The following is a 26,820-nucleotide window of genomic DNA, read 5'->3' as shown; positions in this document are numbered from 1 at the left end:
TTCTCGGTTAAGACTGTAGCGGGTTTCTGTAGGACAAGGCTTCTGTTAAATGTGCGCTTTGTATGTCATCACTTTGTGCTAAATCTGCAATGGTTCTGGCAACTCTTAATACACGATGATAAGCACGTGCAGACAGATTAAGTCGTTGTTGTGCCATTTCAATCATTTTTCTAGAGGCTTCATCCAGCACTACAAATTTTTCTAAATCTTTGGGCGATAAGCTGTGATTTAAACTGCCTTGGCGTTGAATTTGAAAGTCAAAAGCTTGAATCACCCGTTCTCGAACGGTGGCAGAGTTTTCAACAGGGGTATGATCTTGTAATTCCTGTGCTTTTAGTGGTGGTACATCAATGTGTAAATCAATCCGATCAAGCAACGGTCCTGAAATTCGCCCTTGATAACGTTTAATGGATTCAGCAGAACATTGGCAACGACTGTCTTGATTAAAGGCATAACCACAAGGGCAGGGATTCATCGCAGCAATCAATTGAAAATTAGCAGGAAAGGTAATCTGACGTGAGGCTCTAGAAATCACAATTTCTTTGGATTCTAAAGGTTGTCTTAAAACCTCTAAAACTTTTTTGTCAAATTCAGGCAATTCGTCCAAAAATAAAACGCCTAAATGCGCTAAAGTAATTTCACCAGGTTTAGGATTTGAGCCACCACCGACCAGTGCGATTGCGGATGCAGTGTGATGAGGTGCTCTGAATGGGCGTTGTCCAAATTGGTGTTGCGAATTGGCAATCGAATAAATGCTGGCAACTTCTAAATTTTCCTGTGCATTAAGTGCAGGCAAAATACTTGGAAGACGAGAGGCGAGTAAGGTCTTGCCAGTACCTGGTGGGCCCTTGAATAAAATAGAATGTCCACCTGCCGCAGCAATTTCTAAAGCACGTCGAGGACGCAGTTGACCTTTGACATCTGCTAAGTCAAATTTATACTGATTATCAAAAGTGGTTTTTGTCGAAACCGATGCATCAATCTTCTGACTAGTGAGAAAGTGATCGCAGACTTGCTTTAAATGTGTGGCTGCAAACACTTGAAACTCAGGAAGTTGCGCAGCCTCATCTGCATTTTCTTTGGGTAACATCAGTTGGTGTTTTGCCATTTGACAAGCCATGGCAATGGTGAGTGTTCCTGTGACAGGTCTTAAATGACCATCGAGTGCCAATTCACCAATAAATTCAAAATCATCAGTCACCCCTTCAGGCAGTTGACCTGTGGCAATCAATATTCCTAGTGCAATAGGTAGATCTAAGCGTGAACCATCTTTAGGCAGATCTGCGGGTGCAAGGTTGATCGTCAGGCGTTTGGTTGGAAACTGATAACCGCTATTGATGATGGCAGATCGAACACGATCCTTACTTTCACGAACAGCAGCTTCTGCAAGTCCAACAATGGTTAATGAGGGAAGGCCAGCACTAACATGGACTTCAACTTCAATGAGTGGCGCATGCAACCCGAGTAGTCCTCGGGTATAAATTTTGGCTAAAGACATTCTTATTGTTCCATTTTGCTTTATTTTTAATCATTATTTGTGATTTTTGCACTAAAAATGTGCAAATTTGAATTATTTTTTATTCTTAATCAATTCTTCTAAAGCTTGAACCTGTTGTTGAAGTTCAGTGAGTCGAAGATTGGCATTATTTAGTGCAGTTTTTTGACGCTCAATTTCATCTTTGGACACAATATCCATTTTTGCGACGGCTTCATTTAATAAAGCACGTAAGTTGTGTTCAATGTCTTTCTTAGGTTGGTCGATTTGTTCCAAAATTGCTTGTAGTAGTGTTTCAATCATGAGGAATCCAAAGGGTTTAGTTGCTTGGGCTAGTGTAACATCCTGTCTTTATTTTTACTCAAGTTAATTTAGCTGATCATCGGCAAAGAATACCGATAGAAATAAACAATTAAAGTTAAAAATTGATGATTATTGTGAGTTTTTTTAGCTGGCAACTTCACCTGAGTATATACAATAGGTTATAAAGGCATTACATGCGAATTGATTTAACAACCCCAACCGTTAATGAAATTGGCATGAAAATTGAACATAAAACCTTACTGGTGAAATAAGCCGAAGGAAAACAATATGAAGCTCGTAACTGCAATTGTAAAACCGTTTAAATTGGATGACGTGCGTGAAGCACTTTCTGATATAGGCGTTCAAGGGATTACCGTAACCGAAGTGAAAGGTTTTGGTCGTCAAAAAGGGCACACTGAACTGTATCGTGGTGCTGAGTATGTGGTTGATTTTTTACCTAAAGTAAAAATTGAAATCGCAATCAGTGATGACATGGTGGATTCAGTGATTGAGTCGATTACTCGTGTTGCGAGTACTGGCAAAATCGGTGATGGCAAAATTTTCGTAACGAATTTAGAACAAGTGATTCGTATTCGTACAGGTGAAACAGGTCCAGACGCTGTTTAACTTGGCACGAAGGTTGCTAGTTATGTATATCGATACATAACTCAAAAATTTGGTTGGGGGATACGAATGAAAAAAATGCTATTAGCGCTCAGCCTGTCTGGCGCACTTCTTGGCGGATCAGTTGCGTGGGCAGAAGAAAACGTAGCTGAACCTGCTTCTTCAGTTGTAGCAACAGCACACGAAGCTACAGCTGTTACGACTGAACCAACTGCAACAGTGGCTCCTGTAGAAGCGGCTGCACCTGCGCCTGCCGAAGAGGCTAAGGCTGATACTGGTGATACGGCTTGGGTTTTAGTGTCTACAGCACTGGTTTTATTGATGACCATTCCGGGTTTGGCTTTGTTCTACGGTGGTATGGTACGTAAGAAAAATGTTCTTTCCACAATGGCACACAGTTTTACAGCTGCGGCGATTGTGAGTCTTGTTTGGGTCGTGATTGGTTATTCACTTGCATTTGGCTCTGGTAATGCTTTTATCGGTGGTTTAGATAAAATCATGCTCTCAGGGATTACCACAGATGCACTCAGTGGCACGATTCCTGAAATTCTCTTTGTTATTTTCCAAATGACTTTTGCGATTATTACCGTTGCCATTATCAGTGGCTCTGTGGCTGATCGTATGAAGTTTAGTGCTTGGATTGCTTTCATTACCATTTGGGTGGTTGTGGTGTATGCACCAATCGCGCACTGGGTATGGGGTGGTGGTTGGCTCATGAATGATGGTGCGCTTGATTTTGCAGGTGGTACTGTGGTTCATATTAACTCAGGTGTAGCAGGTCTTGTCGCTGCATACTTACTGGGTAAGCGTATGGGGCTAGGCAAAGAATCTATGGCGCCACACAACTTAACTTTAACTGTATTGGGTGCAAGCCTTGTATGGGTCGGTTGGTTTGGTTTCAATGGTGGTTCTGCTTTAGGTGCAAATGGTTCAGCAGCCTATGCATTGGTGACTACACAAGTGGCAGCAGCTGCGGCAGCGATTGCATGGCTCGTGGTTGAAAAGATTGTTCGTGGTAAAGGTTCAGTCCTCGGTGCTGCATCAGGTGCTGTAGCAGGCTTAGTGGTGATCACACCAGCAGCAGGTTTCGTTACTGTCGGTGGCGCACTCATCATGGGCTTAATTGGTGGTGTGGTATGTTTCTGGGGAATCTCAGGTCTTAAGCGTATCCTTAAAGCAGATGATTCTTTAGATGCTTTCGGCTTACATGGTGTCGGTGGTATCGTCGGTGCAATCTTAACAGCAGTATTCGCAAGCTCATTCATCATGGGAGATAAAGCGCCTGCAAGCATGACCCACCAATTATGGGTACAAGTTGAAGGTGTATTGGCAACGATTGCTTACTCGGGTGTTGTAACTTTCATCCTACTTAAAATCATCGATGTAGTAATCGGCATCCGCGTGGAATCAGATGATGAACGTATGGGGCTAGATTTGAGTCAACATGGCGAACGCATCGAATAATCAAATGGATATGGAAATTTAAAATCAGAATAATAACTATATATAGTATGAAACAGCCCATAAGGGCTGTTTTTTTTCCATATCTTGCGAAATGCTCAACAAAATCTAGTTTTTTTGCTACACTAGGTAAATTCATCAATTTTGCTCAATTAAACCACTATGCATTGTCCATTTTGCAACGCCGCAGATAGTAAAGTGATTGATTCGCGTTTGGCTGCCGAAGGGAGTCAGATTCGTCGACGTCGTGAATGTATTAGTTGTGGTGAGCGTTTTACCACATTTGAAAGTTATGAGGTGGTGATGCCTCGTGTGACCAAGTCTGATGGTAAAAATGAACCGTTTGATGAAGCCAAATTACGTCGTTCATTAATGCATGCTTTGCAGAAAAGACCAGTCACGCAAGAGCAGATTGAAACAGTGATTAATGATATTCAACTACAAATTCGCCGTTTAGGGGAGCGTGATGTTCGCTCACGTACCATTGGTGAGATTGTCATGAAATCATTGTTTGCATTGGATCATGTGGCTTATGTGCGTTTTGCTTCGGTGTATCAAGATTTCCAAGATATCAATGCGTTCCGTGATCAGATCGAGCAAATGCAAGATCATGGTAAAGATCATTGATGTAAAAATTATTGTTAATATTGCCCTGTACGATTGTTGATCAATATTCATTAGGAATTATATGTCTGAGTATGCGCTAGATTCTAAACACAATGATGCCTTAAGTGAGGATCAGGTTTGGATGCGTCAAGCCATTGCTGAGGCTGAGAAAGCAATTTACCGAACTCGTCCTAATCCTGCTGTCGGTTGTGTCATTGTAAAAGATGGAGTGATTGTTGGACGTGGTGCAACAGCCCCTGTCGGTGGTTCACATGCAGAAGTGTTTGCGATGCGTGAAGCAGGTGAGCAAGCTCGTGGTGCAACCGCCTATGTGACTTTAGAGCCATGTGCGCATTATGGACGTACACCGCCGTGTGCCAAAGGCCTGGTTGAAGCAGGTGTGGCTAAAGTTGTGGTGGCATGTGCAGATCCAAATCCGCTTGTTGCAGGAAAAGGCATCGAAATTTTGCGCCAAGCAGGGATTCACGTTATTACAGATGTGTGTACTGCCGAAGCAGAAGTGCAAAATAAAGGCTTTTTAAAAGCGATGGCATGTAATATGCCTTATGTGCGCTTAAAAGTTGCATCAAGTTTAGATGGTCGTACTGCAATGGCTTCTGGTGAGTCTAAGTGGATTACAGGTGCTGAATCTCGTCAAGATGTGCAACATTGGCGTGCAATTTCAGGGGCAGTCATTACAGGAATTGAAACTATTCTTGTAGATGATCCATTACTCAATGTCCGTTCATTGTTTGATGTTGATGGAAAAGTAATTGATCTTGACACTATTGTTCAGCCGAAAAGGGTGATTTTAGATCGTCAAGGACGTTTACCTTTAAGTGCTCAAATTCTTAAACAACCTGATACAGTGATGGTCATGGGACCATTTCGTCAGGAACTGGCGGAATTAGGCGTGGTACAATTAGAAGTCCAGTCGTTACATGATTTGCTTCGAACTTTAAAAGATTTTCAAATTTATGATGTGCTGGTTGAAGCAGGTGCGACATTATCTACTGCATTTTTGCAGGAAAAACTGGTCGATGAATTGATCAGTTATGTTGCACCTACCCTATTGGGTCAATCGGCACGTGCTATGTTCAATGCGCAATTTGAAAGCATGGCACAACAATTACGTTTTAAGCTTGCAGATGTACATCAGTTTGGTGATGACATTCGCTTAAGACTTATCCCGTCACAAGAGTCAGTATGAATTCAGAGTCACCTACATCGGTTTATCACAAACGTCGTCATGCTGCGCGTACGACAGATGAATACCTTTTTCATCAGCTTGTTCCTTATTTAGGAAATAAGCGCCGTTTGTTGCATCTGATTCTGGAAGCCTTGGAAATTACGGGGACGTTGAATCCGAAAGGGAAGCGTGCGCCAATTTTCGCTGACTTTTTTGCAGGCAGTGGCGTGGTATCACGTCTAGCGCGTCAAAATGGTTATCGTGTGATTGCCAATGACTGGGAACCCTATAGCCATGCATTGAATCATGCCATTCTTGCATGTACTGATGCACCTGCATTTAAAGAATTAGGCGGTTATCAAAAAGCGATTGATTATTTAAACCGCTTACCTGAAGTTAAAGGTTGGGTGACGCATAATCTTTGCCCACGTAATGATGAAATCTACGATCCTGCACGTGACCGTTTATTCTTTAAACGTCGTAATGGCATGCGGATTGATGCCATTCGTCAGCAGATTGCAACATGGCAAGCTCAAGGCGCAATTGATGATGTCGAAATGAGTGCTTTACTTGCGCCATTACTCTATTCAGCCAGTTTTGTCAGTAATACCAGTGGTGTATTTAAAAGTTTCCATCATGGCTGGGGTGGCAAGACCCAAACTGCTTTAGAACGGATTGAATCTTTGTTGTGGTTAACCCCAAGTCGTTTTAGCGAAGTCGGTGATACCAAACAAAAAACACCAATGGCGGAAATGTGGTGTGTAGATGCACAGCATTTGGCGAATCAAATGAGTGGTTTTGAAGTCGATGTTGCATATCTCGATCCACCATATAATCAACATGCGTACAGCAGTAATTATCATGTACTCAATTCTTTAACTTTATGGGATCAAGTCGATTTACCGACACCTGATACCAAAGGGTTTAAGAGCGGAATTGACCGTGCATGGCGTAAAGAGCGTCCAAGTCCATATAACTCCTCTAAGCATGCACAAGAAGCTTATGAGAGTTTATTGGAAACCATCAATGCACGTTATATTCTCACTAGTTATTCAACTGATGGAAATATTGAAGCCAAAGATTTGTTGGCGGCCAATTTAAAACGTGGCAAGGTGACTTTATTGACTCAAGATGTGCCACGTTATCGAGTGAGTAAACAGCGTCAATCTGAGCGTGCACGTGTACTTGAGTTTATTGTGATTACGGATACTCATGCTAAGTCTGGACCGCCATTGCGACAGTTACTTGGTCAGCTTTATCATTTTGCTGAATTGGGTGGTGTGGATACGTCTGGTGTGAGTACGCAGTTGGCATTGTGGTAATATTTCTTCTGTCTAATTAGACAGATTCATCAGACACAGTAAAATAGAAACATTAGCTAAAACTCCTCAATGATTGAGGGCAGGATAAAATTATGTTCACGGGCATTGTTGAAAGTTTAGGTAAAGTTGAAAGCTTGCAAAGTGTAGGCGGTGATGTTCGTCTACGTATTCAAACTGATCTTGATATGTCTGATGTGCATTTGGGTGATTCGATCGCAACCAACGGAATTTGCCTGACGGTGATCGACTGGGGTGAAAACTGGTATGCGGCTGATGTATCGCGTGAAAGCTTGAATCGCTCAACTTTAGCGAGTTGGAAAGTGGGTCAGCCTGTCAATGTTGAAAAAGCCATGTTGCCGACCACGCGTTTTGGTGGACATATTGTCAGTGGTCATGTCGATGTAGTGGGTGAAATTACTGTGGTTCGCTCAGATGCACGTTCGCTTTATTTTGAAGTCACCGCACCTGCTGAAATTGCCAAATATTTAGCTGAAAAAGGCTCAATTACTGTAGATGGGATTAGCCTGACGATTAACCATTTGAATGGCAACGTATTAAGCTTAAATTTAATTCCACATACCGCTGAACGTACCAATATCGGCACATGGAAAGTTGGTACGAAGGTGAACTTAGAGGTCGATGTATTAGCCCGCTATATTGAGCGTTTATTGCTAGGTGATAAGGCAGCTGAACCCAAAGCAGAGTCAAAATTAAGCATGGATTTTTTGGCAGAGCATGGCTTTTTAAAATAATAAATTCATTTCATTCTGAGTATTCCGTGTAGAAAAAGCCTAATTTATTTAGGCTTTTTTAATATTTATTGGCGAATTTTAAGCTAATATAGGCTCGATATTCACAATGAGCATTGGGTTTGATTGATTTTCTACTTCACTTAGAACAATTACTTCCTTCGATTTTAGAAAATTATGGGCTGTGGATTTATGCCATTTTGTTTCTGATTATTTTTGCAGAAACAGGCTCAGTATTTATGTTTTTTCTACCTGGGGATAGTTTGCTGATCGCCATCGGTGCATTGTGCTCAACTGCTGATGATGTGCATTTGCATTATATGGGCGTGTTACTGATCATTGCTTCCATTCTTGGCTATATGGTGAATTATTATACGGGTCGTGTTTTAGGTTTTAAATTTTTCCATGCACATTCACGTTGGTTTAAGCCTGAATATATTCAAAAGACCAATCATTATTTTAAAAAGCATGGTGGTAAAACCATTCTAGTTGCACGTTTTGTTCCCTTTGTTCGTTCTTTTGCACCTTTTGCGGCAGGTGCAGGGCATATGAAAATGCCAGTATTTATGCTGTATAACGTCCTGGGTGGGTGGATTTGGATTGCTTTATTACTCGGTGTTGGTTTTGGTGCAGGGAATTTATTTTCACTCTTTCTCAATTCGATTTAAGACTTTGAAAGATCGTTTGAGCCACATCATATTTTTATGACAGTTTTTTTACGCACTGACACAAAAAAATAGCCAGAAAGTGAAAACAGAAAAAGCTTTCAAATCGCCAAAGTGCTAACATTTTGCAAGTTTTAAAATCTGAATGCTGGTGGGCAAAAATGTTAATACAACGTGGTGGTTTAAAAGTTGTGGCTGGACTTGGAATTTCGGGTGTTTCAGCTGTAAATTTTCTACATGAAAAAGGCTACCGTGTTGCAGTCACTGACTCTCGTGAAGTTCCGCCAGGGCATGACAAAATCCCTGCTGATGTGCAAACCAGTTTTGGACATTTTGACCAAGAATTATTATTACAAGCTGAAGAAATTATCATCAGCCCAGGACTAGATCCAAAACTTCCTGAAATTCAAGCTGCGATCGCCAAAGGCATTCCTGTTATTAGTGAAATTCAGGTTTTACGCCGTGCAACAGATAAACCCATTGTGGCAATTACAGGCTCAAATGCGAAAAGTACTGTGACGACCTTAATCGGTCTAATGGCACAAGAAGCAGGTGTGAATGTTGCTGTCGGTGGGAATTTAGGTCGTCCAGCTTTAGATTTAACTCATGATCATCCTGATGTTTATATTTTAGAACTTTCAAGCTTCCAACTTGAAACCACGTCGAATCTCAATGCAGAAGTGGCTGTGGTTTTAAATATGAGTGAAGACCATTTAGACCGTCATGGTGATATGTTTGGTTATCACACTGCAAAACACCGTATTTTCCAAGGTGTTAAAAAAGTGGTGTTTAACCGTGATGATTCACTGACACGTCCACTTGTACCTGATGTTACACCAATGCAAAGCTTTGGCTTAAATGCACCTGATCTCAATCAATTTGGGGTTTTAAAAGATGATGATGGAACGATTTGGTTAGCGCGTGGTCGTGAGCGCTTACTGAAAAGCTCAGAGATGTATATTCAAGGCACACATAATGTTGCCAATGCCTTAGCGTGTTTAGCATTGGGTGAGGCGATTGGTTTATCTTTAGATAAAATGCTTGAAACCTTAAAAACCTTTAAAGGTTTAGAGCACCGTTGTGAGTTTGTCAAAGAAGTCGATGGTGTACGTTATTATAACGATTCTAAAGGGACGAATATTGGGGCAACCTTAGCTGCGATTGATGGTCTTGGTGCTGCGATCGAAGCGCAAGGTGGCAAAGTTGCTATTATTCTTGGTGGTCAAGGTAAAGGGCAAGATTTTACGGCTTTGCGTGATTCACTACAAAAATATGCCAAAGTTGCGGTTTTAATTGGTGAAGATCGTCCTATTATTGAAAAGGCAATCGAAGGAACAACAACATTGATTCATGCAGAATCATTGCAAGAAGCAGTTGAACTTTGTCGACAAAATACGCATGCACAAGATGTAGTGTTATTATCACCCGCATGTGCAAGTTTTGATATGTTTACAGGTTATCCTCAGCGTGGTCATCGCTTTGTTGAATATGTAAATGCTTTAGAGCAAAAAGAATCATAAGGAATGTAAGTATGGCTGGGTTAGCTCAGACGACTATAAGTAAAATTAATCAAGTTTATGACCGCTGGCTGCCTAAAGTGCCAGCGGAAATTACCCCACGGAATGTACTTATTTTCTGTGTGATTTCGCTGTTATGTATTGGTACGGTGATGGTGGCTTCGGCCTCTATGCCTTATGCAGAAAGAATGCATGAAAATGAATTCCATTACGTGATTCGTCATGCAATTTCAATCGTCGTTGCACTGGTCGCAGCAGTGATTACTTATCGGGTATCTTTAAATATTTGGTTTAATAATACATTCCCTTTGTGGTTAATCACGATAGGATTATTGCTTGCAGTGTTGCTGGTGGGAACCGAAGTTAATGGTTCTACCCGTTGGATACGGGTCGGTGGTTTTACATTACAGGCAACCGAAGTCGCCAAAGTGATGATGACGATTTTTACTGCGGATTATGTTGTACGCCGTGCTGAAGAAGTTCGAAATAATGTTAAAGGTTTGATTCGACTGGGTGTGGTGATGCTATTGACGGTGGGGCTAATTATTGCTGAACCCGATTTAGGGGCAACTGTGGTGATTGCAGTTTCCATGCTGGGTGTATTCTTCTTGGCTGGCGCACCGATGATTCAATTCGGTTTTGCTTTTGGGGCGATTCTGATTGCATTTGTCTTCTTAATTGTATTTGAACCTTATCGCTATGAGCGTTTGATGTCATTCTCAAACCCATGGGCAGATCCTCTAGGGTCAGGCTATCAGTTGTCCAATGCATTGATGGCATTTGGGCGTGGTGAATGGTTTGGAGTTGGACTCGGGCATAGTATTCAGAAAATGTCTTATCTTCCAGAGGCACATACGGACTTCATGTTGGCAATTCTTGGTGAGGAGTTTGGCTTCTTCGGAATTAGCACTGTTTTAGTGTTGTCTTTTGCGATGGTGATTAGCTGTATTAAAATTGGTCAGCGTGCGTTGAATCATCAATATTTACGTGCAGGCTATTTGGCTTATGGCATCAGTATCATTTTCTTGCTACAAATTTTGGTGAATGCAGGAATGAATATGGGGATGCTCCCAACCAAAGGTTTGACTTTACCATTTATTAGTTATGGTGGTTCATCTTTGATTATGTGTGCGGTGATGATTAGTTTAATCTTAAAAATTGATGCATCGACCAAAGTTGCCAATCCATCAAGAGAAGAGTCTAGTTTCTAATTTTATTGATTAGACGTGGAAAATGTAAAAGCCATTTGTTCGCAAATGGCTTTTTTAATGGGAAAATTTATTTATAAATTGCAGGAATCTCAGTCCCTTTTGGAATACGTGAAATATCCCATTGTGCGCTTGCTTGAGCAAGCATTTGATTTGGCTGATCAAGATCAACAGGTGCTTGCCCAAGTGCTGTAATCGCTTGTAAAAGCAATTCTGGGGCATGTTGAGGATCAATGGCTTGAGCAAGGTTCTGTTTTGATAGTTTTTGCCCTTGCTCATTCATGGCGAGTGGTAAATGCATATATTCCAGTGGAGGATAGCTCAGACATTGTCCAAGCCATATTTGTCGTTCAGTATTATCCAGTAAGTCTGCACCACGTACCACATGGGTCATGCCTTGCAGGTAATCATCGACCACTACAGCCAGTTGATAGTTGATAATGCCATCACGTCGTTTTAAAACGAAATCACCTAAGTCATGTTGAAGATTAGAACAATGTTGACCTTGTAAGCGATCTTCAAAACGAATCAATTGATCATCGACTTTGACACGAATAGCTTGGTCTTGAAAATCTAAATATTTCTTTCGGCAAGTCCCTGCATAAATATGATTTGAACCGAGCATTTTTCGGGTGCATTCACATGCATAGACTAATTTTTTGTGTTGGAGTTGTTCGATAACCGATTCGTAGATGTCTAAGCGTTGACGTTGATAAATGATTTCAACATCAGATTCAAATTCAAATGCTTCTAAGCATTGCAGAATGTGTTGTTCACTATTGGGATAGATTCGAGGAATATCGGTGTCTTCGATACGAACGATCCATTGACCGTTGTGTGCTTTGGCATCGCAATAACTTGCAACCGCAGTGATCAGTGATCCAAAATGCAAAGGGCCGGTTGGCGATGGCGCGAACCGTCCCTTATATGAGCAGCGATTAAGCAAAGCATCGCTTTGCCGCTGCGCAAGAGCCAAGCTGTGCTTGGCTGAGATATCATTAACAGTCACAATTAACCGTTATTTTGCTTCTCTTTGATCTCTGCAAGTGTTTTACAGTCGATACATAAAGTTGCAGTTGGGCGCGCTTCTAAGCGGCGTAAACCGATTTCGATACCACACGTTTCACAGAAACCGTAATCATCATTTTTAATCGTTTCAATTGATTGCTCAATTTTACGAATGAGTTTACGTTCACGGTCACGGGTACGCAGTTCGATTGCAAATTCTTCTTCTTGTGTCGCACGGTCATTTACATCAGGCAAAGATGAAGATTCGTCTTGCATGGTGTTTAAAGTACGATCTACTTCAGACATTAATTCTGCTTTCCACGCCAATAAGATTTTGCGGAAATGCTCGAGTTGCCCCTCAGACATGTATTCTTCATTTTTCTTAGGCTGATAAGGCTCGATGCCAAATAGACTTGCTGTAGATCCACCTTCAGTTGTCTTTGGCTTGGTTTTACGCGTACGTTTTGCAGACTTGTCATCTACAAGATCAACTTGTTCGTCCAATACTTGATTTTGGTTGTCATTCGCCATAAAGGGCATTCCTCATCATATACGTATTATCTATACGCAAAAAATATGGTGATATGCAAGTTTTTTTATCACTACCAATAGAACGGATCTATTGGGGGCGTCATCATATAGATTTTTTTACAAAGATGAAAGTCACCTAGCCCCTAATTCGACTTTCTGCATATCTTATCGGACGAATAACTTAATGGAAAAAGATCAAAATGAAAAGCTAGTAACCTGAAATTTCTTCATTAATTGTAACTTTAAAATTTTTTAAACGATGCACAACTGTCTCAAATTCACCAGAAGCTTTTAAATGTAAGCAACGGTAACCAGGAGCAATTTGGTCAAATGCAAATTCTTGGCTCAAAGGCTTAAATTGCACACATGTTGCAGGTGTTGAAATAAAGGGAATCCTATTCCATTCATTATGTGATTCTTGATGGACATGACCATGAATCAATGCCTTGATATTTTGAAAAGGTTCAAGCACTGCTTTTAATTCATCTACATTTTTTAATTTATGCTGATCTAACCATTTTGACTTCATCTCAAAAGGGTTGTGATGACAAGCGATGATGACAAAACAATCTTGTAATTGTGCTAATATTTTTTTTAATTCAAGCAATTGTTCATCTTGAATATGCCCATCCGTCTGCCCACTCACCGCACTATTCAGCAAGATGATTCGCCATTGTCCAATGCTGATCACAGCAGGGCTAGGTTCTGGTGTATGAAAAGGGAAAAAACGCAAGTTATCGTGATTGCCCGGAATATGATAAAAATCGACACCAAATGCTTTCATATAATTGATGTAACGGTCATAGGTTTCAGGAAAAGCTGCCTGCGCAAGATCGCCTGTATGTACAATCGCATCAATATGAGGATATTGTTGTTTGATATCGTCCATAACAGCATGAAAGTTTTCCTCAGGATTAATCCCGACAAATTCAGCTTCAGGTCGATCCATGAGGTGTGTATCCGTAATTTGGATAATCACTCTATCTTTATGAAATTCGGTCAGTTGTAATTTCTCTGCGTTCATGTCCTTCCCCTAGACATTCTCTACAGTATGCAAATGTTGCTTTAACCATTGTAAAGCCATGATCACAGGTGCATTTCGTAAACGGTCACTTTGTAATAATAAATTTAAATCAATATAGTGAATAATATGTAGTTTGATGTTTTCACCTTCATCTGGCATGCCAAAGATTCCACCTTCATCTGGCAGTTCTGCTTGAGCGACATAAAGATGGAAAATTTCATCACATGCACCTGCAGATGGATAAAAGCTAAATAACAGCTCAACATGATCTAATTCACATCCTGATTCCTCGAGGCTTTCTCGACGAATACAGGTCTCTGGCGATTCATCCCCATCTAAAACACCTGCAATAATTTCAAGTTGCCAAGGTGAAATAGAGTCGTTCATTGCACCGACACGGAATTGTTCAATCAATGCAAACTTTTGTTGTTGATCATTGTAAATTAACACGCCAGCAGCTTCTTTGCGACGAATCAACTCACGATGGATGACAGGTGTATATTCTGTTTGATTAAATAGTCGATGTCGCAAGCTCACTTTTTCAACCTGAACAAAGCCTTTAAAAACATGTTCACGGGATTGAATGTCTACATCGTGATGGGTGTAGGTTGCTTGCTGAATAATGCTCATATGAAGTAGTTAAGATGAAACATATTCATTTCATCCTAACTGAGAAATATTGAAAGGCAATAGTTTTTTTAGTCTTTACACTTTATGGTACAACTTTTGCCCATGTTCCTGATAAACGGTTTTCATAGTTTTGAGACCATCTTCTATAACAGATTCATTATTTATAGAATGTTCTGCATTCTGTTGATTTTGTGCATAATCTCGCACGTTCTGAGTGATTTTCATAGAACAGAACTTAGGACCACACATTGAACAGAAGTGCGCTGACTTGTGCGCTTCTTTGGGCATGGTTTCATCATGCATGGAACGTGCCGTATCAGGGTCTAAACTCAAATTAAATTGATCTTCCCAACGGAATTCAAAACGTGCTTTAGAGAGCGCATTATCACGAACTTGCGCACCTGGATGACCCTTCGCAAGATCTGCTGCATGCGCCGCAATTTTGTAGGTGATAATACCGTCTTTGACGTCTTTCTTATTTGGCAAGCCCAGATGCTCTTTCGGTGTGACATAGCACAGCATCGCAGTACCATACCAGCCAATCATCGCTGCGCCAATTGCAGAAGTAATATGGTCATAGCCAGGTGCAATATCTGTGGTGAGAGGGCCAAGTGTGTAGAATGGTGCTTCCTGACAGACTTCCAGTTGCAGATCCATATTTTCTTTGACCATGTGCATTGGTACATGTCCCGGACCTTCGATCATCACCTGGACATCATGTTTCCAAGCACGATGGGTTAATTCACCTAAAGTACGCAGTTCAGAGAATTGCGCTTCATCATTGGCATCCTGAATACAACCTGGACGTAAACCATCCCCCAGACTGAAAGATACGTCATAGGCTTTCATGATTTCACAGATTTCATCGAAATGGGTATACAGAAAGTTTTCTTCGTGATGTGCCAAACACCATTGCGCCATGATTGAACCACCACGCGACACGATCCCTGTCAAACGATTTGCTGTCATTGGTACATAACGCAATAATACGCCTGCATGAATGGTGAAGTAATCCACACCTTGTTCAGCTTGCTCGATCAACGTGTCTTTGAAAATTTCCCAGGTTAAATCTTCCGCCACGCCATCGACTTTTTCCAAAGCTTGATAAATCGGAACAGTACCAATTGGCACTGGTGAGTTACGGATAATCCATTCACGGGTTTCATGGATATTTTTACCTGTCGATAAATCCATGATGGTGTCTGCGCCCCAGCGGGTTGCCCACGTCATTTTTGATACTTCTTCATCAATAGATGAGCCGAGTGCAGAGTTACCAATATTGGCATTGATTTTTACTAGGAAGTTACGCCCAATAATCATTGGTTCACATTCAGGGTGGTTAATGTTGGCAGGGATAATGGCACGACCTTCAGCCACTTCTTTACGGACAAATTCAGGTGTGATTTCCATCAGATTACGTGCGCCAAAGTTCTGTCCTGCATGTTGACGCATATCTACGCCTTCACGCTGGCGTTGGTTTTCACGAATCGCGATGTATTCCATTTCAGGGGTAATAATGCCTTGTTTGGCATAATGCATTTGCGAGACGTTTTTGCCAGTTTTAGCACGACGTGGTTTTTGAATATGGGCGAAACGGATTTCAGCAGTACGAATATCTTTTAAGCGTTCTTGACCAAAAGCAGAAGTGAGCGTGTCTAAGCGTTCAGTATCTTCACGTTCCGCAATCCATGTTTCACGGACATTTGGCAAACCTTTATTCAGATCAATTTGCACATTCGGGTCGGTATACACACCCGATGTGTCATAGACCATGATTGGTAGATTTTTTTCACCACCTAAGCCTGTAGGCGTATCCGTGAGTTCAATTTCACGCATCGGCACTTGAATATCTGGGCGTGAACCTTGGATATAGACTTTTTTAGATGCAGGTAAAATTCGAGTGAGATCTTTAGCTTCTTGTTCATGTTGAGCGAGTTGATCAACAGGGGATAGATTCGTTAATTGGTTCATTGCAATGATCCTTATGAATGACATCAACGAATCAAGCACGACCAAAAACGATGGCGATTTAGTCTATTTTTTGACATTTATTCACAGTTTTATGGAGTGAATAAAAGGTATTTCTACATAAATAGCTAAATATGGAGCGTTCTGTTTTTAGACTGGCTTGATTCCTACGCAGGTTTTAACCTGATCAGGTTCAACGGTACTCATCTTCATTAGATGATCTCAGCGAGGAAATACTCGCGCTCCGTCAAGCGATGGACAAATATTATCACATTTGCTCAGAATTAGATTTGCAAATTGTATGATTTAGCTAGATTTAAGAGGATTGCAAGTTGAGTAGCTTAAATAAATCATTGGAATAGTTTTGTTCAAACCGCTTCACGCCTTCAAGTGTTTCATTCATAAATAAATTATAATCAGATTGAGAGCCTGTTTTCTCATCATAAGGCGTTTCTGCAAATTTATAATTGTCGAAATAATTCAAAAACTTCTTGGCTTTTTCAGCGGAAGGTGAGTTGGTCTTGGCAAGCTTATGAATAGCTTTATCTGCGTCAGGATCTAATTTTACGGTGTATTCTTCAATTTCAAAGACAGGGGTATTCTCTAAACCTACAAATAAGTATTTTTGATAGAGGTTGATTAAGTTTTGAACTTGAGAGGAGAAATGGCTTTTTGGATATTGTTTTAAATAATTTTCCCAAAAAATGATCCAATCACCTAATTGAGTAAAAGAAACAGATAGTCCTGCATCTTTATCAATAGAACCACCAGTTGCTTCATCCTGTTTCAAACTTTCTTTTAAGTAAACTTGGTCAGCTTCGGGTAAAGATGGTGAAAAAATCTCGAATGCATAACGAGGATCTTGGCTAACAGAATAATAACCTTCACCCTCATTGTATTGATATAAAAAGAGTTGTTTTTGATTTTTAGCTACATATTGCTCTTGAGGTGTCATCTTTTTATAAAGTTGAGCAAGTGCTTTTTGATCTAAAGTACCAACATCATCAGACATTTCAGTGACATAGTCTTGAACTTTTTTAGGTAGTTTACTGATCTGAGCTGTATATACTTGCTCAGATTGTGCTAACCATTGATAGCGTGTTTCTAAGGGTACATCGGGTAAACATTTTTTAAAAAGCTGATTTAAAGCATCTAAATCTTCAGGTGAATAGGTTTTCTTTAATGTTTGAATGGCAGTATCAATACTGTTGCAGTCTTGCGGAAATGCTGAAATCTCTGTGCGATCAGCTGTTTTCTCTGTTGCTGTTTTAGCTTGATTCGAATCATTTTTTTGTTGGTTTTCATGTTTTTGACATGCGGTAAACATAAGACAACTTAAAATAGCTGTCACCGCTAGTGTGTTTTGAAATAGATTCATAAAATTGCTTTTGTTATCAGTTTAATTTGGCGTTAAGCCTAATAAAAATAAAACGTCAAAACAAGCCTAAGTACAAACAGCGTCACTAAAACAATCTTTCTTGGTTTGTTTTAGATTGATCGGCGTTAAATTTAAATACTGATTGATTTGAGATAAAGCTAAACCTTGAGGGTGATCCGCAAGTTTATTTTGTTCTTTTGTGCTCAGTTGAATTTTTTCTAGCCTCTGTTCAGCACTCATATTGACGAATTGAACAAATTTTTTAGCTTGTTTAGAAAGTTCTCCATCTTCATTTTTAGCAAGCTGTTCAATCACAGACCAATTTGCCACATCAATATCCGCAGGTGATTCAAAATTAATAGCAATCGGAGATGTTTCTGAACCTAAAAATAATAGACTACTATAGGTATTTCTTAAAAATACAGCATCTCTTAGGTAAGTGCTGTCTGAGGAGTTTTGTACATAGTTCTGCCAAAATTGAGCACGTTTGGCAATTTCGATCGCATCAATATTTAATTTATTATTTTTAAACAATGGTTGGGTGTTTTGATCCGCTAGACTTTCAATAAAAAGTTTATCTGAACTAGACAAATAGGGCGCAAAAACTTTTGCCAAATATTGAGGGCTGCGACGATAGACAATTTTATTATCCGCTTGCTCAACCAACTCGATATATGCCTGTCCTTTATGACGTAATAAATATTGATCTCGAATATGTAGTTGCTCAAATTGACTTTGTTGAATGGTTGGATAGGTCGTTTGATCTAAAACATAATTTTCAAATGCTTGCTGTTGTTCGGAACTGCGCTCAATGTGCAAAAATTGTTGATACATTTTTTTTGATAAAGCCATTAACTCCTTTTGCTCAGTAGGCTTCATGAGCGGTAAGCACATACGTATATCTTGATTGACTTGCTCAATCGCCAAAGTTGTTCTTTGTGCATTAATCGCAAGCATTTCCTTTTTTAAGTTTTGGCAAATTTGGGTTAAATCGGGAATAGGCTTTGTTTCAGCTTGAGGTTTTTTGGATTCATGTACAATATCCGCAGCAGGTTTTTGACACGCGACAACTACAATCCCACTCAATACAATGAGTAAGCTACAGAGCAAAAAACGGGTGATATCGCGTGGAAATTTCATCTATCAGGCATTAACAAAAACCGAGTGGAGAACGAGAGTATTGTCGCTGAAAAGATTCTAAATGAATGAAATGTTTTGTAGTTTTCTGATAATGAATCGTTACTGTTTTAGCGGAAAGTCGTATTTTTTTAAAGAAATTTGATCAATATATTGGTTCAATTCAGATTTCCAGAACAAAGTGTATAACAACAGATTTTAACTAAGCACTTTGAGATGGAAGAATGCTTAAAACTAGAATCAACACTGTTTTGGAATGACTGGATTGATTTGGTTTTATCTAAAGTGAATTTAAAATTCATCTAAAAGAAAACCCATTGTCATAAAAGATTCATAATTGATATGGTTTAATAGTAAGCCTAATAAAAAATGCGTTGTAGTCTGTGGAGTATCTGCTTTGAGCCCAAGTAATCCTGTATTAAATCATCACATTTCTTCTCAATTCAATGAAGATTTGCAGGATGTGAATACCAAATTTATGACCATGGGTGGCTTGGTCGAGCAACAAGTGGCAAATGCTGTGCATGCTTTATTAGATACCAATGCGAACTTAGCGATTGATGTACAATTTCAAGACAATACAGTCAATCGTTATGAACGTGAAATTGACGAAGCTTTAACGTTGATTCTTGCACGTCGTCATCCTGCCGCAATTGATTTACGTATGGTGATTGCCATGAGTAAAGCCAATACCGATTTAGAACGTATTGGTGATGAAGCAGCAAAAATTGCTCGCATTGCACAGACCTTGTGTGAAGAGGGGGAGTCACCACGTGGTTATATGGAAACACGTCATATCGGTAACCAAGTGCGTGTGATGATTCATGATGCTTTGGATGCGTTTGCACGTGTAGATGCGGAACAAGCTTTAAAAGTTTTGTTAGCAGATGCGGATATTGACCGTGAGTATCAGTCGGCAACACGTACGTTGATGACTTATATGATCGAAGATCCTCGCCATATTAGCCGTGTCATCAATGTCATGTGGGTATTACGTTCTTTAGAGCGTATTGGCGATCATGCACGTAATATTTCTGAACAAGTGATTTATATGGCGAAAGGTTTTGATGTACGTCATACCAGTGTTGAAGAAATTGAACAAAAAGTTCAAAGCAAATAAGTTTTCAGCATATTGAATCTAGTAGCATATAGAATATTGAAAAAGACCTAAATTTAGGTCTTTTTTTTATGATTGATCTAAATTTTACAGTAAGTAATAAACTTTAAGTATTGTGTAGCGTTTCTATATAAGTCTGTAGAAAACGCGACCACATCGCTATGATTATGATAAAAATAATACATAAAATTGATATGAATCAATAAGCAATAACAAAATATATAGGGTGTTTTATTTTATGAAATTGACGATTTCAGATGAAGATGGCTTTATTGCTATTGTAAATAATGAGCGATACCAAACTTTTGTAGATGAGGATTGGCAATTTGAGCAACTGATTGAGCATTTCAAAAAACAAATTCAACAACAGCACTTAATCCTATGGCAAACCAATGAATGGGGCGGTGGTGTTTGGAATATTGAAGTGATTCAGGATGTAAACCTGTTAGAAGGTCAGCATCAATTCAAACAGTTGATTCAAGTTAGCAATCAAAAATTATATCTCAGCAATTACACAGATTTAACCATGGCTGCTCAATTTGTGGATGAACGCATTCCAAGTAAGGATAATCAACAGTTATTTGTTGAACTCGGCAATGGTTTGTATCTGGTCACAGTGAGTAATCTCTTTGAAAAAGATGATGCAGACTCGGTAGAGGAGTTTGATGAAGATGCGATTCATTTTCAAATTTGTATAGCGCCTTATTCTGGTGATCTTTCTGTTGAGCAAACCGCAATGATACATTGGTTCGAAGAAGAAATTTAGGCTGATCTTTAGAAAAATTAAAAGCCAGAATAACTGGCTTTTAATTTATAAATACATTTTTAAATCAGTTGCTTAAACTTGAGCCAAAGCTTGTTCCAAATCTGCAATCAAATCATCAATATGTTCGATACCAACAGATAAACGCACCATATCAATACTCACACCTGCTGCTTTTAACTCATCTTCATTGAGCTGACGATGTGTAGTTGTTGCAGGATGACATGCCAAACTTTTTGCATCACCAATATTCACTAGACGAGTGAAAAGTTGTAAGGCATCAATAAAACGTGTACCGCCTTCACGACCATCTTGCACACCAAAAGATAAGATTCCTGATGGTTTGCCTTTGACATATTTTTGTGCCAAAGCGTGTTGTGGATGATCTTTCAAGCCTGCGTAATTCACCCATTTTACTTTTGGATGGGCTTTTAAATATTCCGCCACTTTTTGCGCATTTTCAGTGTGACGTTCCATACGCAAATTCAAGGTTTCTAGACCTTGTAAGATTAAGAACACGCTGAGTGGACTGATTGCAGCACCTGTATTACGCAAAGGCACGACACGTGCACGTGCGATGTATGCAGCTTCACCCAAAGCTTCAACATAATTCACACCGTGATAGCTCGGATCAGGAGTATTCAAGACTTTGAAACGTTCAGGATATTTACCCCAAGGGAATTTACCGCTATCGACAATCGCACCGCCAATCGAATTACCATGACCGCCAATATATTTGGTCAATGAGTGCACCACGATGTCTGCACCATGCTCGAAAGGTTTAAGCAGAGCAGGGGTTGCAACGGTATTGTCTACGATCACAGGTACGCCATATTCATGAGCAATTTTTGAAATCGCTTCAAGATCAATGATATTGCCGAGTGGATTACCGATAGACTCAACAAAGACCAATTTGGTTTTATCATCAATCAGATCACGTAAGCTTTCAGGTTGCTGATAATCAAAGAAACGTACTTCAATACCTTGCTTCGGTAAAGTATGGGCAAATAAGTTATATGTGCCACCATACAGAGTAGAAACAGAAACGATATTGTCACCCGCTTCAGCAATGGTTTGAATCGAATAAGTAATGGCTGACATGCCTGATGCCAAAGCCAATGCACCAATGCCACCCTCAAGCGCTGCTAAACGCTGTTCTAATACAGCAGTTGTTGGGTTCATGATACGGGTATAGATATTGCCCTGAACTTTGAGGTCAAACAGGTCTGCACCATGTTGGGTATCATCAAAAGCATAAGAGGTGGTTTGGTAAATCGGCACAGCCACAGCTTTGGTGGTGGTTTCAGGCGAATAACCTGCATGAATGGCGAGCGTTTCATCCTTATACGTCATAGTTACGTCATCTTCGTGAGTTAAATATAAAATCAGTTTAGCATTTATGAATATGAAATAAAGCGCAAAAATAATTAATATTTATCTGAAAATTTCATATAGCTAGTTTTAATTCGCAGAATACTGAAAAGCGTTTATTTCTAAGTGTTTGCGTATGAATATCGTCATAGGATTACAGTTGTTGTTCGTGTGATTTTATGTGATAGGGTTAATTTGAATTCACTAAATTGCTGTAAGATTTACAAAAATAATTTAAAAATTGAATTGATGAATATGTGATGATTAAAAAACTCAATGATGTTGTGTTTAAAAGGATAGGTAAAAATAACTCATACAAATTGGACGATTCTAAACAAATGTATCTCATTTCAGCGTATAATTAGCGCCATTTAGCTATTTATTTGTTGTTCGCATTTTGCGAATTTTTATTCATTATAGAGGAGTCCTACGTGGCCCAATATATTTACACGATGAACCGTGTGTCGAAAATGGTTCCGCCAAAACGCGAAATCTTAAAAGACATCTCTTTATCATTCTTTCCAGGTGCGAAAATTGGTGTGCTTGGTTTAAACGGTGCAGGTAAATCGACCTTACTCCGTATTATGGCTGGCGTAGATAAAGATTTCTCTGGTGAAGCGCGTGCGCAACCCGGTATTAAAATCGGTTATCTAGAGCAAGAACCTCCTCTAGATGAAACAAAAGACGTTCGTGGTAACGTTGAAGATGGTTTACGTGAACCATTGGATGCTTTGGCACGTCTTGACGAAGTATTTGCTGAATATGCAGCAGAAGATGCTGACTTTGACGCGCTTGCAAAAGAACAAGAGAAGTTAGAAGCAATTATCCATGCTTGGGATGCACATAATATTGTCAACCAAATGGATCAAGCTGCTGCAGCGTTGAACCTTCCAGCTTGGGATGCTGATGTTTCTAAGCTGTCTGGTGGTGAGCGTCGTCGTGTAGCATTATGTCGTTTATTGCTTTCTAAGCCTGACATGTTGCTTCTTGACGAACCAACGAACCATTTAGATGCATCATCTGTATCTTGGTTAGAGCGCTTCTTGAAAGACTTCCCAGGTACTATCGTTGCGATTACGCATGACCGTTATTTCTTGGATAACGTTGCGGAATGGATTCTTGAGCTTGACCGTGGCATGGGTATTCCATATCAAGGTAACTACTCTTCTTGGTTAGAGCAGAAAAATGCTCGTTTAGAGCAAGAGAATAAGCAAGAAGAATCTTTTGCTAAAGCATTGAAAAAAGAACTTGAATGGGTTCGTTCAAATGCCAAAGGTCAGCAAAAGAAAAACAAAGCGCGTATGGAGCGTTTTGAAGAGCTTAACTCACGTGAATTCCAACAGCGTAATGAAACGTCTGAAATCTACATTCCACCTGGTCCACGTTTAGGGAACAAGGTTGTAGAAGTTGAAGGCATCAGCAAATCGTTTGGTGATCGTACGCTTTATAAAGATTTATCGTTTGTTGTACCACCTGCTGCGATTGTCGGTATTGTCGGTGAGAACGGTGCAGGTAAAACGACACTATTCCGTATGATGACGGGCGAACAACAACCAGATACAGGTACTGTAGTGCTTGGTGAGTCGGTTAAAGTCGCTTATGTCGGTCAGATCCGTGACACTTTGGATAACAACAAAACGGTTTGGGAAGAAGTTTCTGGCGGTTTAGATATCTTAAAGATTGGCGAATACGAAATTGCATCACGTGCCTATATCGGTCGCTTTAACTTTAAAGGTCAAGATCAACAAAAGCGTGTAGGTCAATTGTCAGGTGGTGAGCGTAACCGTTTACAACTTGCGAAAATCCTGCAAATGGGCGCGAACGTGATCTTACTGGATGAGCCATCGAACGACTTGGATATCGAAACTTTACGTGCGCTTGAGGATGCAATTCTTGTATTCCCAGGCACTGTGATGGTGATCTCGCATGACCGTTGGTTCCTTGACCGTATTGCAACGCACATCTTGTCATTTGAAGGTGAAACACCAGAATTCTTTACGGGTAACTATGCTGAGTTTGAAGCATACCGTCAAAAACGTGATGGTGATGACTTGGTTACGAAGCGTCAAAAATACCGCAAAATTGGTGTTTAATTACATCTAAATAAAAACCAGCTTACGAGCTGGTTTTTTTATTGCTTGTAAAGACGTTCTAGTTGGTTTTGAGCATCTACATGCCCTTGATTGGCTGCCAATAATAACCATTTTTGTGCTGTGGCTTTATTTGCATCTAAACCGAGCTGTCCCTGTAAATAAAGCATGCCGAGTTTATATTGTGCAGTGCTATAGCCTTTTAAGGCAGCATGTAAAAAATACCAAATAGCATTACGTTGGTATTTATGGATCTGATCATTAAATTTTGAATCAAAATTAATTTCATAAAGTCGGTTGAGTGCTAAATGCTCATAGCCTGTAGCACGATGGTAAATATGCATGGATTCAGATAGATTGAAGACATGAGCTCGCTCTGGGCGATGGAAATGTTCTATCACTGAGCTTCTAAGCCTCCGTATTATTTTTATTAAATCCATTTGTTTTTACTCTATTGACCATAAAGCATTTATTGAAGACTAATTTAATTAAATGAAATTTAAAATACCTGATAATAGTGATTTTTGATGATGATCAATTAAAAAAGTAGAAACACTTTTTCTGTGAGTATTTTTTAAGGAAATTATGCTATATATTTGGTTTTATATTTTAGTGTTGTGATATTTATCACTATTTTCATATTTTTAATATAAATTTTCCTTTGAATTTAATTGTAAGAAGTTATTTGAAAATAACTTCAATGATGTTTTTGAGATATTTAGTTGAAAGCGTTATTCAATAGAAACTGTATTTAACTTATCCAATAAAAAAGAGTGTCATAAAACACTCTTTAGTATCTATTTTGATCGAGAACAACTTATAAGCGCATTTCAATGCCTTGTTCTGCTAAATATTTTTTCGCTTCGGGAATAGTATATTGACCAAAGTGGAAAATAGAAGCAGCCAATACTGCATCTGCACCGCCTTGTAAAATACCATCTGCTAAATGTTGTAAATTGCCTACACCACCTGATGCAATCGTTGGGATGGTCACACGATCATTGATTTGACGCATTAAACCAATGTCATAGCCTGCTTTAGTTCCATCAGCATCCATTGACGTGACAAGTAACTCACCAGCACCGAAGTCAGCCATTTTCACAGCCCATTCAATCGCATCAATGCCTGTTGGTTTACGACCGCCGTGGGTGAAAATTTCCCACTTATTCTCGCCTGTTTTTTTCGCATCAATTGCAACCACAATACATTGTGCACCAAAGCGTTGTGAAGCTTCTTGAACAAATTCAGGATTAAATACGGCTGCTGAGTTGATGCTGACTTTATCTGCACCTGCATTAAGCAACATGCGAATATCTTCAACTTTACGTACACCGCCACCGACAGTTAATGGAACAAATACGCTTTCTGCCATGCGCTCAACTGTGCGATAGGTGGTATCACGACCATTTGATGTCGCAGTAATGTCTAAGAAGGTAATTTCATCGGCACCTTGCTCATTGTAGCGACGTGCAACTTCAACAGGATCGCCTGCATCACGAATATCAAGGAACTGAACACCTTTCACCACACGACCATTATCAACGTCTAGGCAAGGAATAATACGTTTAGCAAGCATAATTTTTTCCAAAAATAACAGCCGATTATCAATCTGAGCGATCTAGGTGCTACACCTAAAACCTGAGAGAGGGTATTCTATCAAACTTATGTAAGTTTTTTCGCAGGTTTTGTATGTCGGTTTATACCACTTTGAGTTTACAGGAAGTTCAAGCTTTCGCAGCACCTTATGGATTGGAGGTGATTGAGCTGAATCCGATTCAAGGCGGTATTCAAAATACCAACTATTTTTTGGTCTGTGCGGATGGGACACAGTTCGTTTTGACACTGTTTGAAAATATGGATGCGCAAGGTGCAGGAGAAATTATTCCTGTATTGGAACGTCTAGGTGAGCAAGGTTTACCAGTTCCTGTTCCACTCAAATGTGATGGTCAATATATTCAAATTTTAAAAGACAAGCCTGCTCAAATTGCCCCACGCATGTCAGGTAAACACCCGATGCCATCGACCGTTGAGCAAGTAGAGCAGATCGCCATTGCCCAAGCTAAGATGCACATTGCTTTAAAAGACTTTCCACTACAACGTCAGTCTGCGCGTGATCATGCCTATTGGTACAACGTTGCTCGACAAATTAAACCGACTTTGGATGTTGCGGACACCGCATTATTAAACAATTTGTTAGGCTTGTATGAAGCTTTAACGATGATGTATCCAGATCGTCCAAAGGGTTTTATTCATTCAGATTTATTTCGTGACAATACCTTGTTTGAGGGGAATCAACTCAAAGGGATCTTAGATTTTTATGAATTGAATCAAGATGAATTGTTGTTTGATATTGCGATTACCTTAAATGACTTCTGTACTGAATATCCTGAAGTGACTTTGAATGAAGAAAAAGCGATGGCTTTTTTAAATGCGTATACTTCGATTCGCCCATTAACCGCAGATGAAAAAGCGTGCTTGGAATTGTATTTGGCAATGGCAGCGGGACGTTTCTGGATGATGCGTTTACAAGTGGCTCAGATTAACCAAGCTGAAGGACGTACTGGTGATGATATTTTGCAGAAAAATCCTTTAGAAATGCGTAATATGCTGGTTGAAAGACTTAAATTTGTAACTGCTTAATTTGTAGTTGCTTAAATAATATCA

At 39.7% G+C, this 26,820-nt stretch carries 25 protein-coding genes and 1 riboswitch; of the genes, 13 read left to right on the top strand and 12 right to left on the bottom strand.

All coding sequences use genetic code 11. From position 1 onward, the window contains the following. Positions 1-7: 7 nt before the first annotated feature. Both BEN71_RS17625 and BEN71_RS17620 read right to left on the bottom strand, forming a co-directional pair. Positions 8-1,498 (bottom strand): YifB family Mg chelatase-like AAA ATPase, encoded by a 1,491-nt coding sequence (locus BEN71_RS17625; protein WP_068974995.1) that lies wholly within the window; start codon positions 1,496-1,498, stop codon positions 8-10. Between the two features lie 72 nt (positions 1,499-1,570). Further along, on the bottom strand, positions 1,571-1,798 hold the full coding sequence (locus BEN71_RS17620; RefSeq protein WP_068974996.1) for an accessory factor UbiK family protein: 228 nt from the start codon (positions 1,796-1,798) through the stop codon (positions 1,571-1,573). Positions 1,799-2,086: 288 nt separating this feature from the next. Here BEN71_RS17620 and glnK point away from each other — a divergent pair, with 288 nt between their 5' ends. The 9 genes from glnK to ftsW all read left to right on the top strand — a co-directional run bounded on the left by glnK (position 2,087) and on the right by ftsW (position 11,142). After that, complete coding sequence (glnK, locus tag BEN71_RS17615) at positions 2,087-2,425, top strand: P-II family nitrogen regulator (protein WP_004725283.1); 339 nt, start codon at positions 2,087-2,089, stop codon at positions 2,423-2,425. Between the two features lie 66 nt (positions 2,426-2,491). Beyond that, positions 2,492-3,886: an ammonium transporter gene (locus BEN71_RS17610; RefSeq protein WP_068974997.1), complete on the top strand. Its 1,395-nt coding sequence runs from the start codon at positions 2,492-2,494 to the stop codon at positions 3,884-3,886. A gap of 159 nt (positions 3,887-4,045) precedes the next feature. Next, positions 4,046-4,510 (top strand): transcriptional regulator NrdR, encoded by a 465-nt coding sequence (gene nrdR / locus BEN71_RS17605; RefSeq protein ID WP_068974998.1) that lies wholly within the window; start codon positions 4,046-4,048, stop codon positions 4,508-4,510. 61 nt (positions 4,511-4,571) lie between these two features. Further along, a complete protein-coding gene (gene ribD / locus BEN71_RS17600) occupies positions 4,572-5,699 on the top strand; it encodes a bifunctional diaminohydroxyphosphoribosylaminopyrimidine deaminase/5-amino-6-(5-phosphoribosylamino)uracil reductase RibD (RefSeq protein ID WP_068974999.1) in 1,128 nt (375 codons plus the stop codon). Further along, entirely contained in the window at positions 5,696-7,000 is a 1,305-nt protein-coding gene (locus BEN71_RS17595; protein ID WP_068975000.1) for a DNA adenine methylase, read from the top strand. The genes ribD and BEN71_RS17595 overlap by 4 nt, the downstream gene beginning before the upstream one ends. Positions 7,001-7,092: 92 nt before the next feature. Continuing rightward, positions 7,093-7,752, top strand: coding sequence for a riboflavin synthase (locus BEN71_RS17590; RefSeq protein WP_068975001.1), 660 nt, complete (start codon positions 7,093-7,095; stop codon positions 7,750-7,752). A gap of 119 nt (positions 7,753-7,871) precedes the next feature. Further along, on the top strand, positions 7,872-8,417 hold the full coding sequence (locus BEN71_RS17585; RefSeq protein ID WP_068975118.1) for a VTT domain-containing protein: 546 nt from the start codon (positions 7,872-7,874) through the stop codon (positions 8,415-8,417). Positions 8,418-8,575: 158 nt separating this feature from the next. Next, positions 8,576-9,934, top strand: coding sequence for a UDP-N-acetylmuramoyl-L-alanine--D-glutamate ligase (gene murD / locus BEN71_RS17580; protein WP_068975002.1), 1,359 nt, complete (start codon positions 8,576-8,578; stop codon positions 9,932-9,934). Positions 9,935-9,945: 11 nt separating this feature from the next. After that, positions 9,946-11,142 (top strand): putative lipid II flippase FtsW, encoded by a 1,197-nt coding sequence (ftsW, locus tag BEN71_RS17575; protein WP_068975003.1) that lies wholly within the window; start codon positions 9,946-9,948, stop codon positions 11,140-11,142. Positions 11,143-11,209: 67 nt separating this feature from the next. Here the strand turns inward: ftsW and gluQRS are convergent, their stop codons facing one another. The 7 genes from gluQRS to BEN71_RS17540 form a co-directional block, all read right to left on the bottom strand. Then, complete coding sequence (gene gluQRS / locus BEN71_RS17570; protein WP_086322692.1) at positions 11,210-12,148, bottom strand: tRNA glutamyl-Q(34) synthetase GluQRS; 939 nt, start codon at positions 12,146-12,148, stop codon at positions 11,210-11,212. 2 nt (positions 12,149-12,150) lie between these two features. Continuing rightward, a complete protein-coding gene (gene dksA / locus BEN71_RS17565) occupies positions 12,151-12,678 on the bottom strand; it encodes an RNA polymerase-binding protein DksA (protein ID WP_068975004.1) in 528 nt (175 codons plus the stop codon). 208 nt (positions 12,679-12,886) lie between these two features. Continuing rightward, positions 12,887-13,702, bottom strand: coding sequence for a 3',5'-cyclic-AMP phosphodiesterase (gene cpdA, locus BEN71_RS17560; protein WP_068975005.1), 816 nt, complete (start codon positions 13,700-13,702; stop codon positions 12,887-12,889). 9 nt (positions 13,703-13,711) lie between these two features. Next, complete coding sequence (locus BEN71_RS17555; protein WP_068975006.1) at positions 13,712-14,332, bottom strand: NUDIX domain-containing protein; 621 nt, start codon at positions 14,330-14,332, stop codon at positions 13,712-13,714. Positions 14,333-14,407: 75 nt separating this feature from the next. Beyond that, positions 14,408-16,303, bottom strand: a complete 1,896-nt coding sequence (gene thiC, locus BEN71_RS17550) for a phosphomethylpyrimidine synthase ThiC (RefSeq protein ID WP_068975007.1) — start codon at positions 16,301-16,303, stop codon at positions 14,408-14,410. A 144-nt stretch (positions 16,304-16,447) separates the two neighbouring features. Then, a riboswitch (TPP riboswitch) is annotated at positions 16,448-16,557 on the bottom strand. Positions 16,558-16,616: 59 nt separating this feature from the next. Continuing rightward, positions 16,617-17,627 carry a hypothetical protein gene (locus BEN71_RS17545; protein WP_161553513.1) on the bottom strand — a complete coding sequence of 337 codons (1,011 nt, stop codon included), beginning with the start codon at positions 17,625-17,627 and terminating at the stop codon, positions 16,617-16,619. A 117-nt stretch (positions 17,628-17,744) separates the two neighbouring features. After that, a complete protein-coding gene (locus BEN71_RS17540; RefSeq protein ID WP_086322693.1) occupies positions 17,745-18,818 on the bottom strand; it encodes a hypothetical protein in 1,074 nt (357 codons plus the stop codon). A gap of 394 nt (positions 18,819-19,212) precedes the next feature. Between BEN71_RS17540 and phoU the strand changes: the two genes are divergently transcribed. Together phoU and BEN71_RS17530 are read left to right on the top strand one after the other, a co-directional pair. Beyond that, on the top strand, positions 19,213-19,935 hold the full coding sequence (phoU, locus tag BEN71_RS17535; RefSeq protein ID WP_068975009.1) for a phosphate signaling complex protein PhoU: 723 nt from the start codon (positions 19,213-19,215) through the stop codon (positions 19,933-19,935). Between the two features lie 235 nt (positions 19,936-20,170). Next, positions 20,171-20,698: a hypothetical protein gene (locus BEN71_RS17530; protein ID WP_068975010.1), complete on the top strand. Its 528-nt coding sequence runs from the start codon at positions 20,171-20,173 to the stop codon at positions 20,696-20,698. 72 nt (positions 20,699-20,770) lie between these two features. On the opposite strand, the gene BEN71_RS17525 is transcribed toward BEN71_RS17530, so the two are convergent. Next, positions 20,771-22,048, bottom strand: a complete 1,278-nt coding sequence (locus tag BEN71_RS17525) for an O-acetylhomoserine aminocarboxypropyltransferase/cysteine synthase family protein (protein WP_068975011.1) — start codon at positions 22,046-22,048, stop codon at positions 20,771-20,773. A gap of 449 nt (positions 22,049-22,497) precedes the next feature. Between BEN71_RS17525 and ettA the strand changes: the two genes are divergently transcribed. Then, complete coding sequence (gene ettA, locus BEN71_RS17520) at positions 22,498-24,159, top strand: energy-dependent translational throttle protein EttA (protein WP_068975012.1); 1,662 nt, start codon at positions 22,498-22,500, stop codon at positions 24,157-24,159. Positions 24,160-24,197: 38 nt separating this feature from the next. Here the strand turns inward: ettA and BEN71_RS17515 are convergent, their stop codons facing one another. Both BEN71_RS17515 and hisF read right to left on the bottom strand, forming a co-directional pair. Next, the gene (locus BEN71_RS17515; RefSeq protein WP_068975013.1) at positions 24,198-24,500 is read right to left on the bottom strand and encodes an SEL1-like repeat protein; all 303 of its coding nucleotides are present in this window, start codon (positions 24,498-24,500) and stop codon (positions 24,198-24,200) included. 473 nt (positions 24,501-24,973) lie between these two features. Beyond that, positions 24,974-25,732, bottom strand: a complete 759-nt coding sequence (gene hisF, locus BEN71_RS17510; RefSeq protein ID WP_068975014.1) for an imidazole glycerol phosphate synthase subunit HisF — start codon at positions 25,730-25,732, stop codon at positions 24,974-24,976. A gap of 113 nt (positions 25,733-25,845) precedes the next feature. Here hisF and BEN71_RS17505 point away from each other — a divergent pair, with 113 nt between their 5' ends. Continuing rightward, positions 25,846-26,796, top strand: a complete 951-nt coding sequence (locus BEN71_RS17505; RefSeq protein WP_068975015.1) for a homoserine kinase — start codon at positions 25,846-25,848, stop codon at positions 26,794-26,796. Positions 26,797-26,820 lie beyond the last annotated feature (24 nt).

Origin of the sequence: Acinetobacter wuhouensis, assembly GCF_001696605.3 — a bacterium.
GTDB classification, from domain to species: Bacteria; Pseudomonadota; Gammaproteobacteria; order Pseudomonadales; family Moraxellaceae; genus Acinetobacter; species Acinetobacter wuhouensis.
This window is presented reverse-complemented; position numbering and strand designations above follow the sequence as displayed.

Excerpts from the sequence above, each read along its gene's own strand:
- BEN71_RS17530 (WP_068975010.1), top strand. The coding sequence starts at position 20,171 with ATGAAATTGACGATTTCAGATGAAGATGGCTTTATTGCTATTGTAAAT.
- BEN71_RS17505 (WP_068975015.1), top strand. The coding sequence starts at position 25,846 with ATGTCGGTTTATACCACTTTGAGTTTACAGGAAGTTCAAGCTTTCGCA.
- BEN71_RS17620 (WP_068974996.1), bottom strand. The coding sequence starts at position 1,798 with ATGATTGAAACACTACTACAAGCAATTTTGGAACAAATCGACCAACCT.
- BEN71_RS17610 (WP_068974997.1), top strand. The coding sequence starts at position 2,492 with ATGAAAAAAATGCTATTAGCGCTCAGCCTGTCTGGCGCACTTCTTGGC.
- hisF (WP_068975014.1), bottom strand. The coding sequence starts at position 25,732 with ATGCTTGCTAAACGTATTATTCCTTGCCTAGACGTTGATAATGGTCGT.
- dksA (WP_068975004.1), bottom strand. The coding sequence starts at position 12,678 with ATGGCGAATGACAACCAAAATCAAGTATTGGACGAACAAGTTGATCTT.
- BEN71_RS17590 (WP_068975001.1), top strand. The coding sequence starts at position 7,093 with ATGTTCACGGGCATTGTTGAAAGTTTAGGTAAAGTTGAAAGCTTGCAA.
- nrdR (WP_068974998.1), top strand. The coding sequence starts at position 4,046 with ATGCATTGTCCATTTTGCAACGCCGCAGATAGTAAAGTGATTGATTCG.
- thiC (WP_068975007.1), bottom strand. The coding sequence starts at position 16,303 with ATGAACCAATTAACGAATCTATCCCCTGTTGATCAACTCGCTCAACAT.
- murD (WP_068975002.1), top strand. The coding sequence starts at position 8,576 with ATGTTAATACAACGTGGTGGTTTAAAAGTTGTGGCTGGACTTGGAATT.
- BEN71_RS17555 (WP_068975006.1), bottom strand. The coding sequence starts at position 14,332 with ATGAGCATTATTCAGCAAGCAACCTACACCCATCACGATGTAGACATT.
- BEN71_RS17525 (WP_068975011.1), bottom strand. The coding sequence starts at position 22,048 with ATGACGTATAAGGATGAAACGCTCGCCATTCATGCAGGTTATTCGCCT.
- BEN71_RS17545 (WP_161553513.1), bottom strand. The coding sequence starts at position 17,627 with ATGTTTACCGCATGTCAAAAACATGAAAACCAACAAAAAAATGATTCG.
- glnK (WP_004725283.1), top strand. The coding sequence starts at position 2,087 with ATGAAGCTCGTAACTGCAATTGTAAAACCGTTTAAATTGGATGACGTG.
- BEN71_RS17595 (WP_068975000.1), top strand. The coding sequence starts at position 5,696 with ATGAATTCAGAGTCACCTACATCGGTTTATCACAAACGTCGTCATGCT.
- ftsW (WP_068975003.1), top strand. The coding sequence starts at position 9,946 with ATGGCTGGGTTAGCTCAGACGACTATAAGTAAAATTAATCAAGTTTAT.
- ribD (WP_068974999.1), top strand. The coding sequence starts at position 4,572 with ATGTCTGAGTATGCGCTAGATTCTAAACACAATGATGCCTTAAGTGAG.
- cpdA (WP_068975005.1), bottom strand. The coding sequence starts at position 13,702 with ATGAACGCAGAGAAATTACAACTGACCGAATTTCATAAAGATAGAGTG.
- BEN71_RS17540 (WP_086322693.1), bottom strand. The coding sequence starts at position 18,818 with ATGAAATTTCCACGCGATATCACCCGTTTTTTGCTCTGTAGCTTACTC.
- BEN71_RS17515 (WP_068975013.1), bottom strand. The coding sequence starts at position 24,500 with ATGCATATTTACCATCGTGCTACAGGCTATGAGCATTTAGCACTCAAC.
- BEN71_RS17625 (WP_068974995.1), bottom strand. The coding sequence starts at position 1,498 with ATGTCTTTAGCCAAAATTTATACCCGAGGACTACTCGGGTTGCATGCG.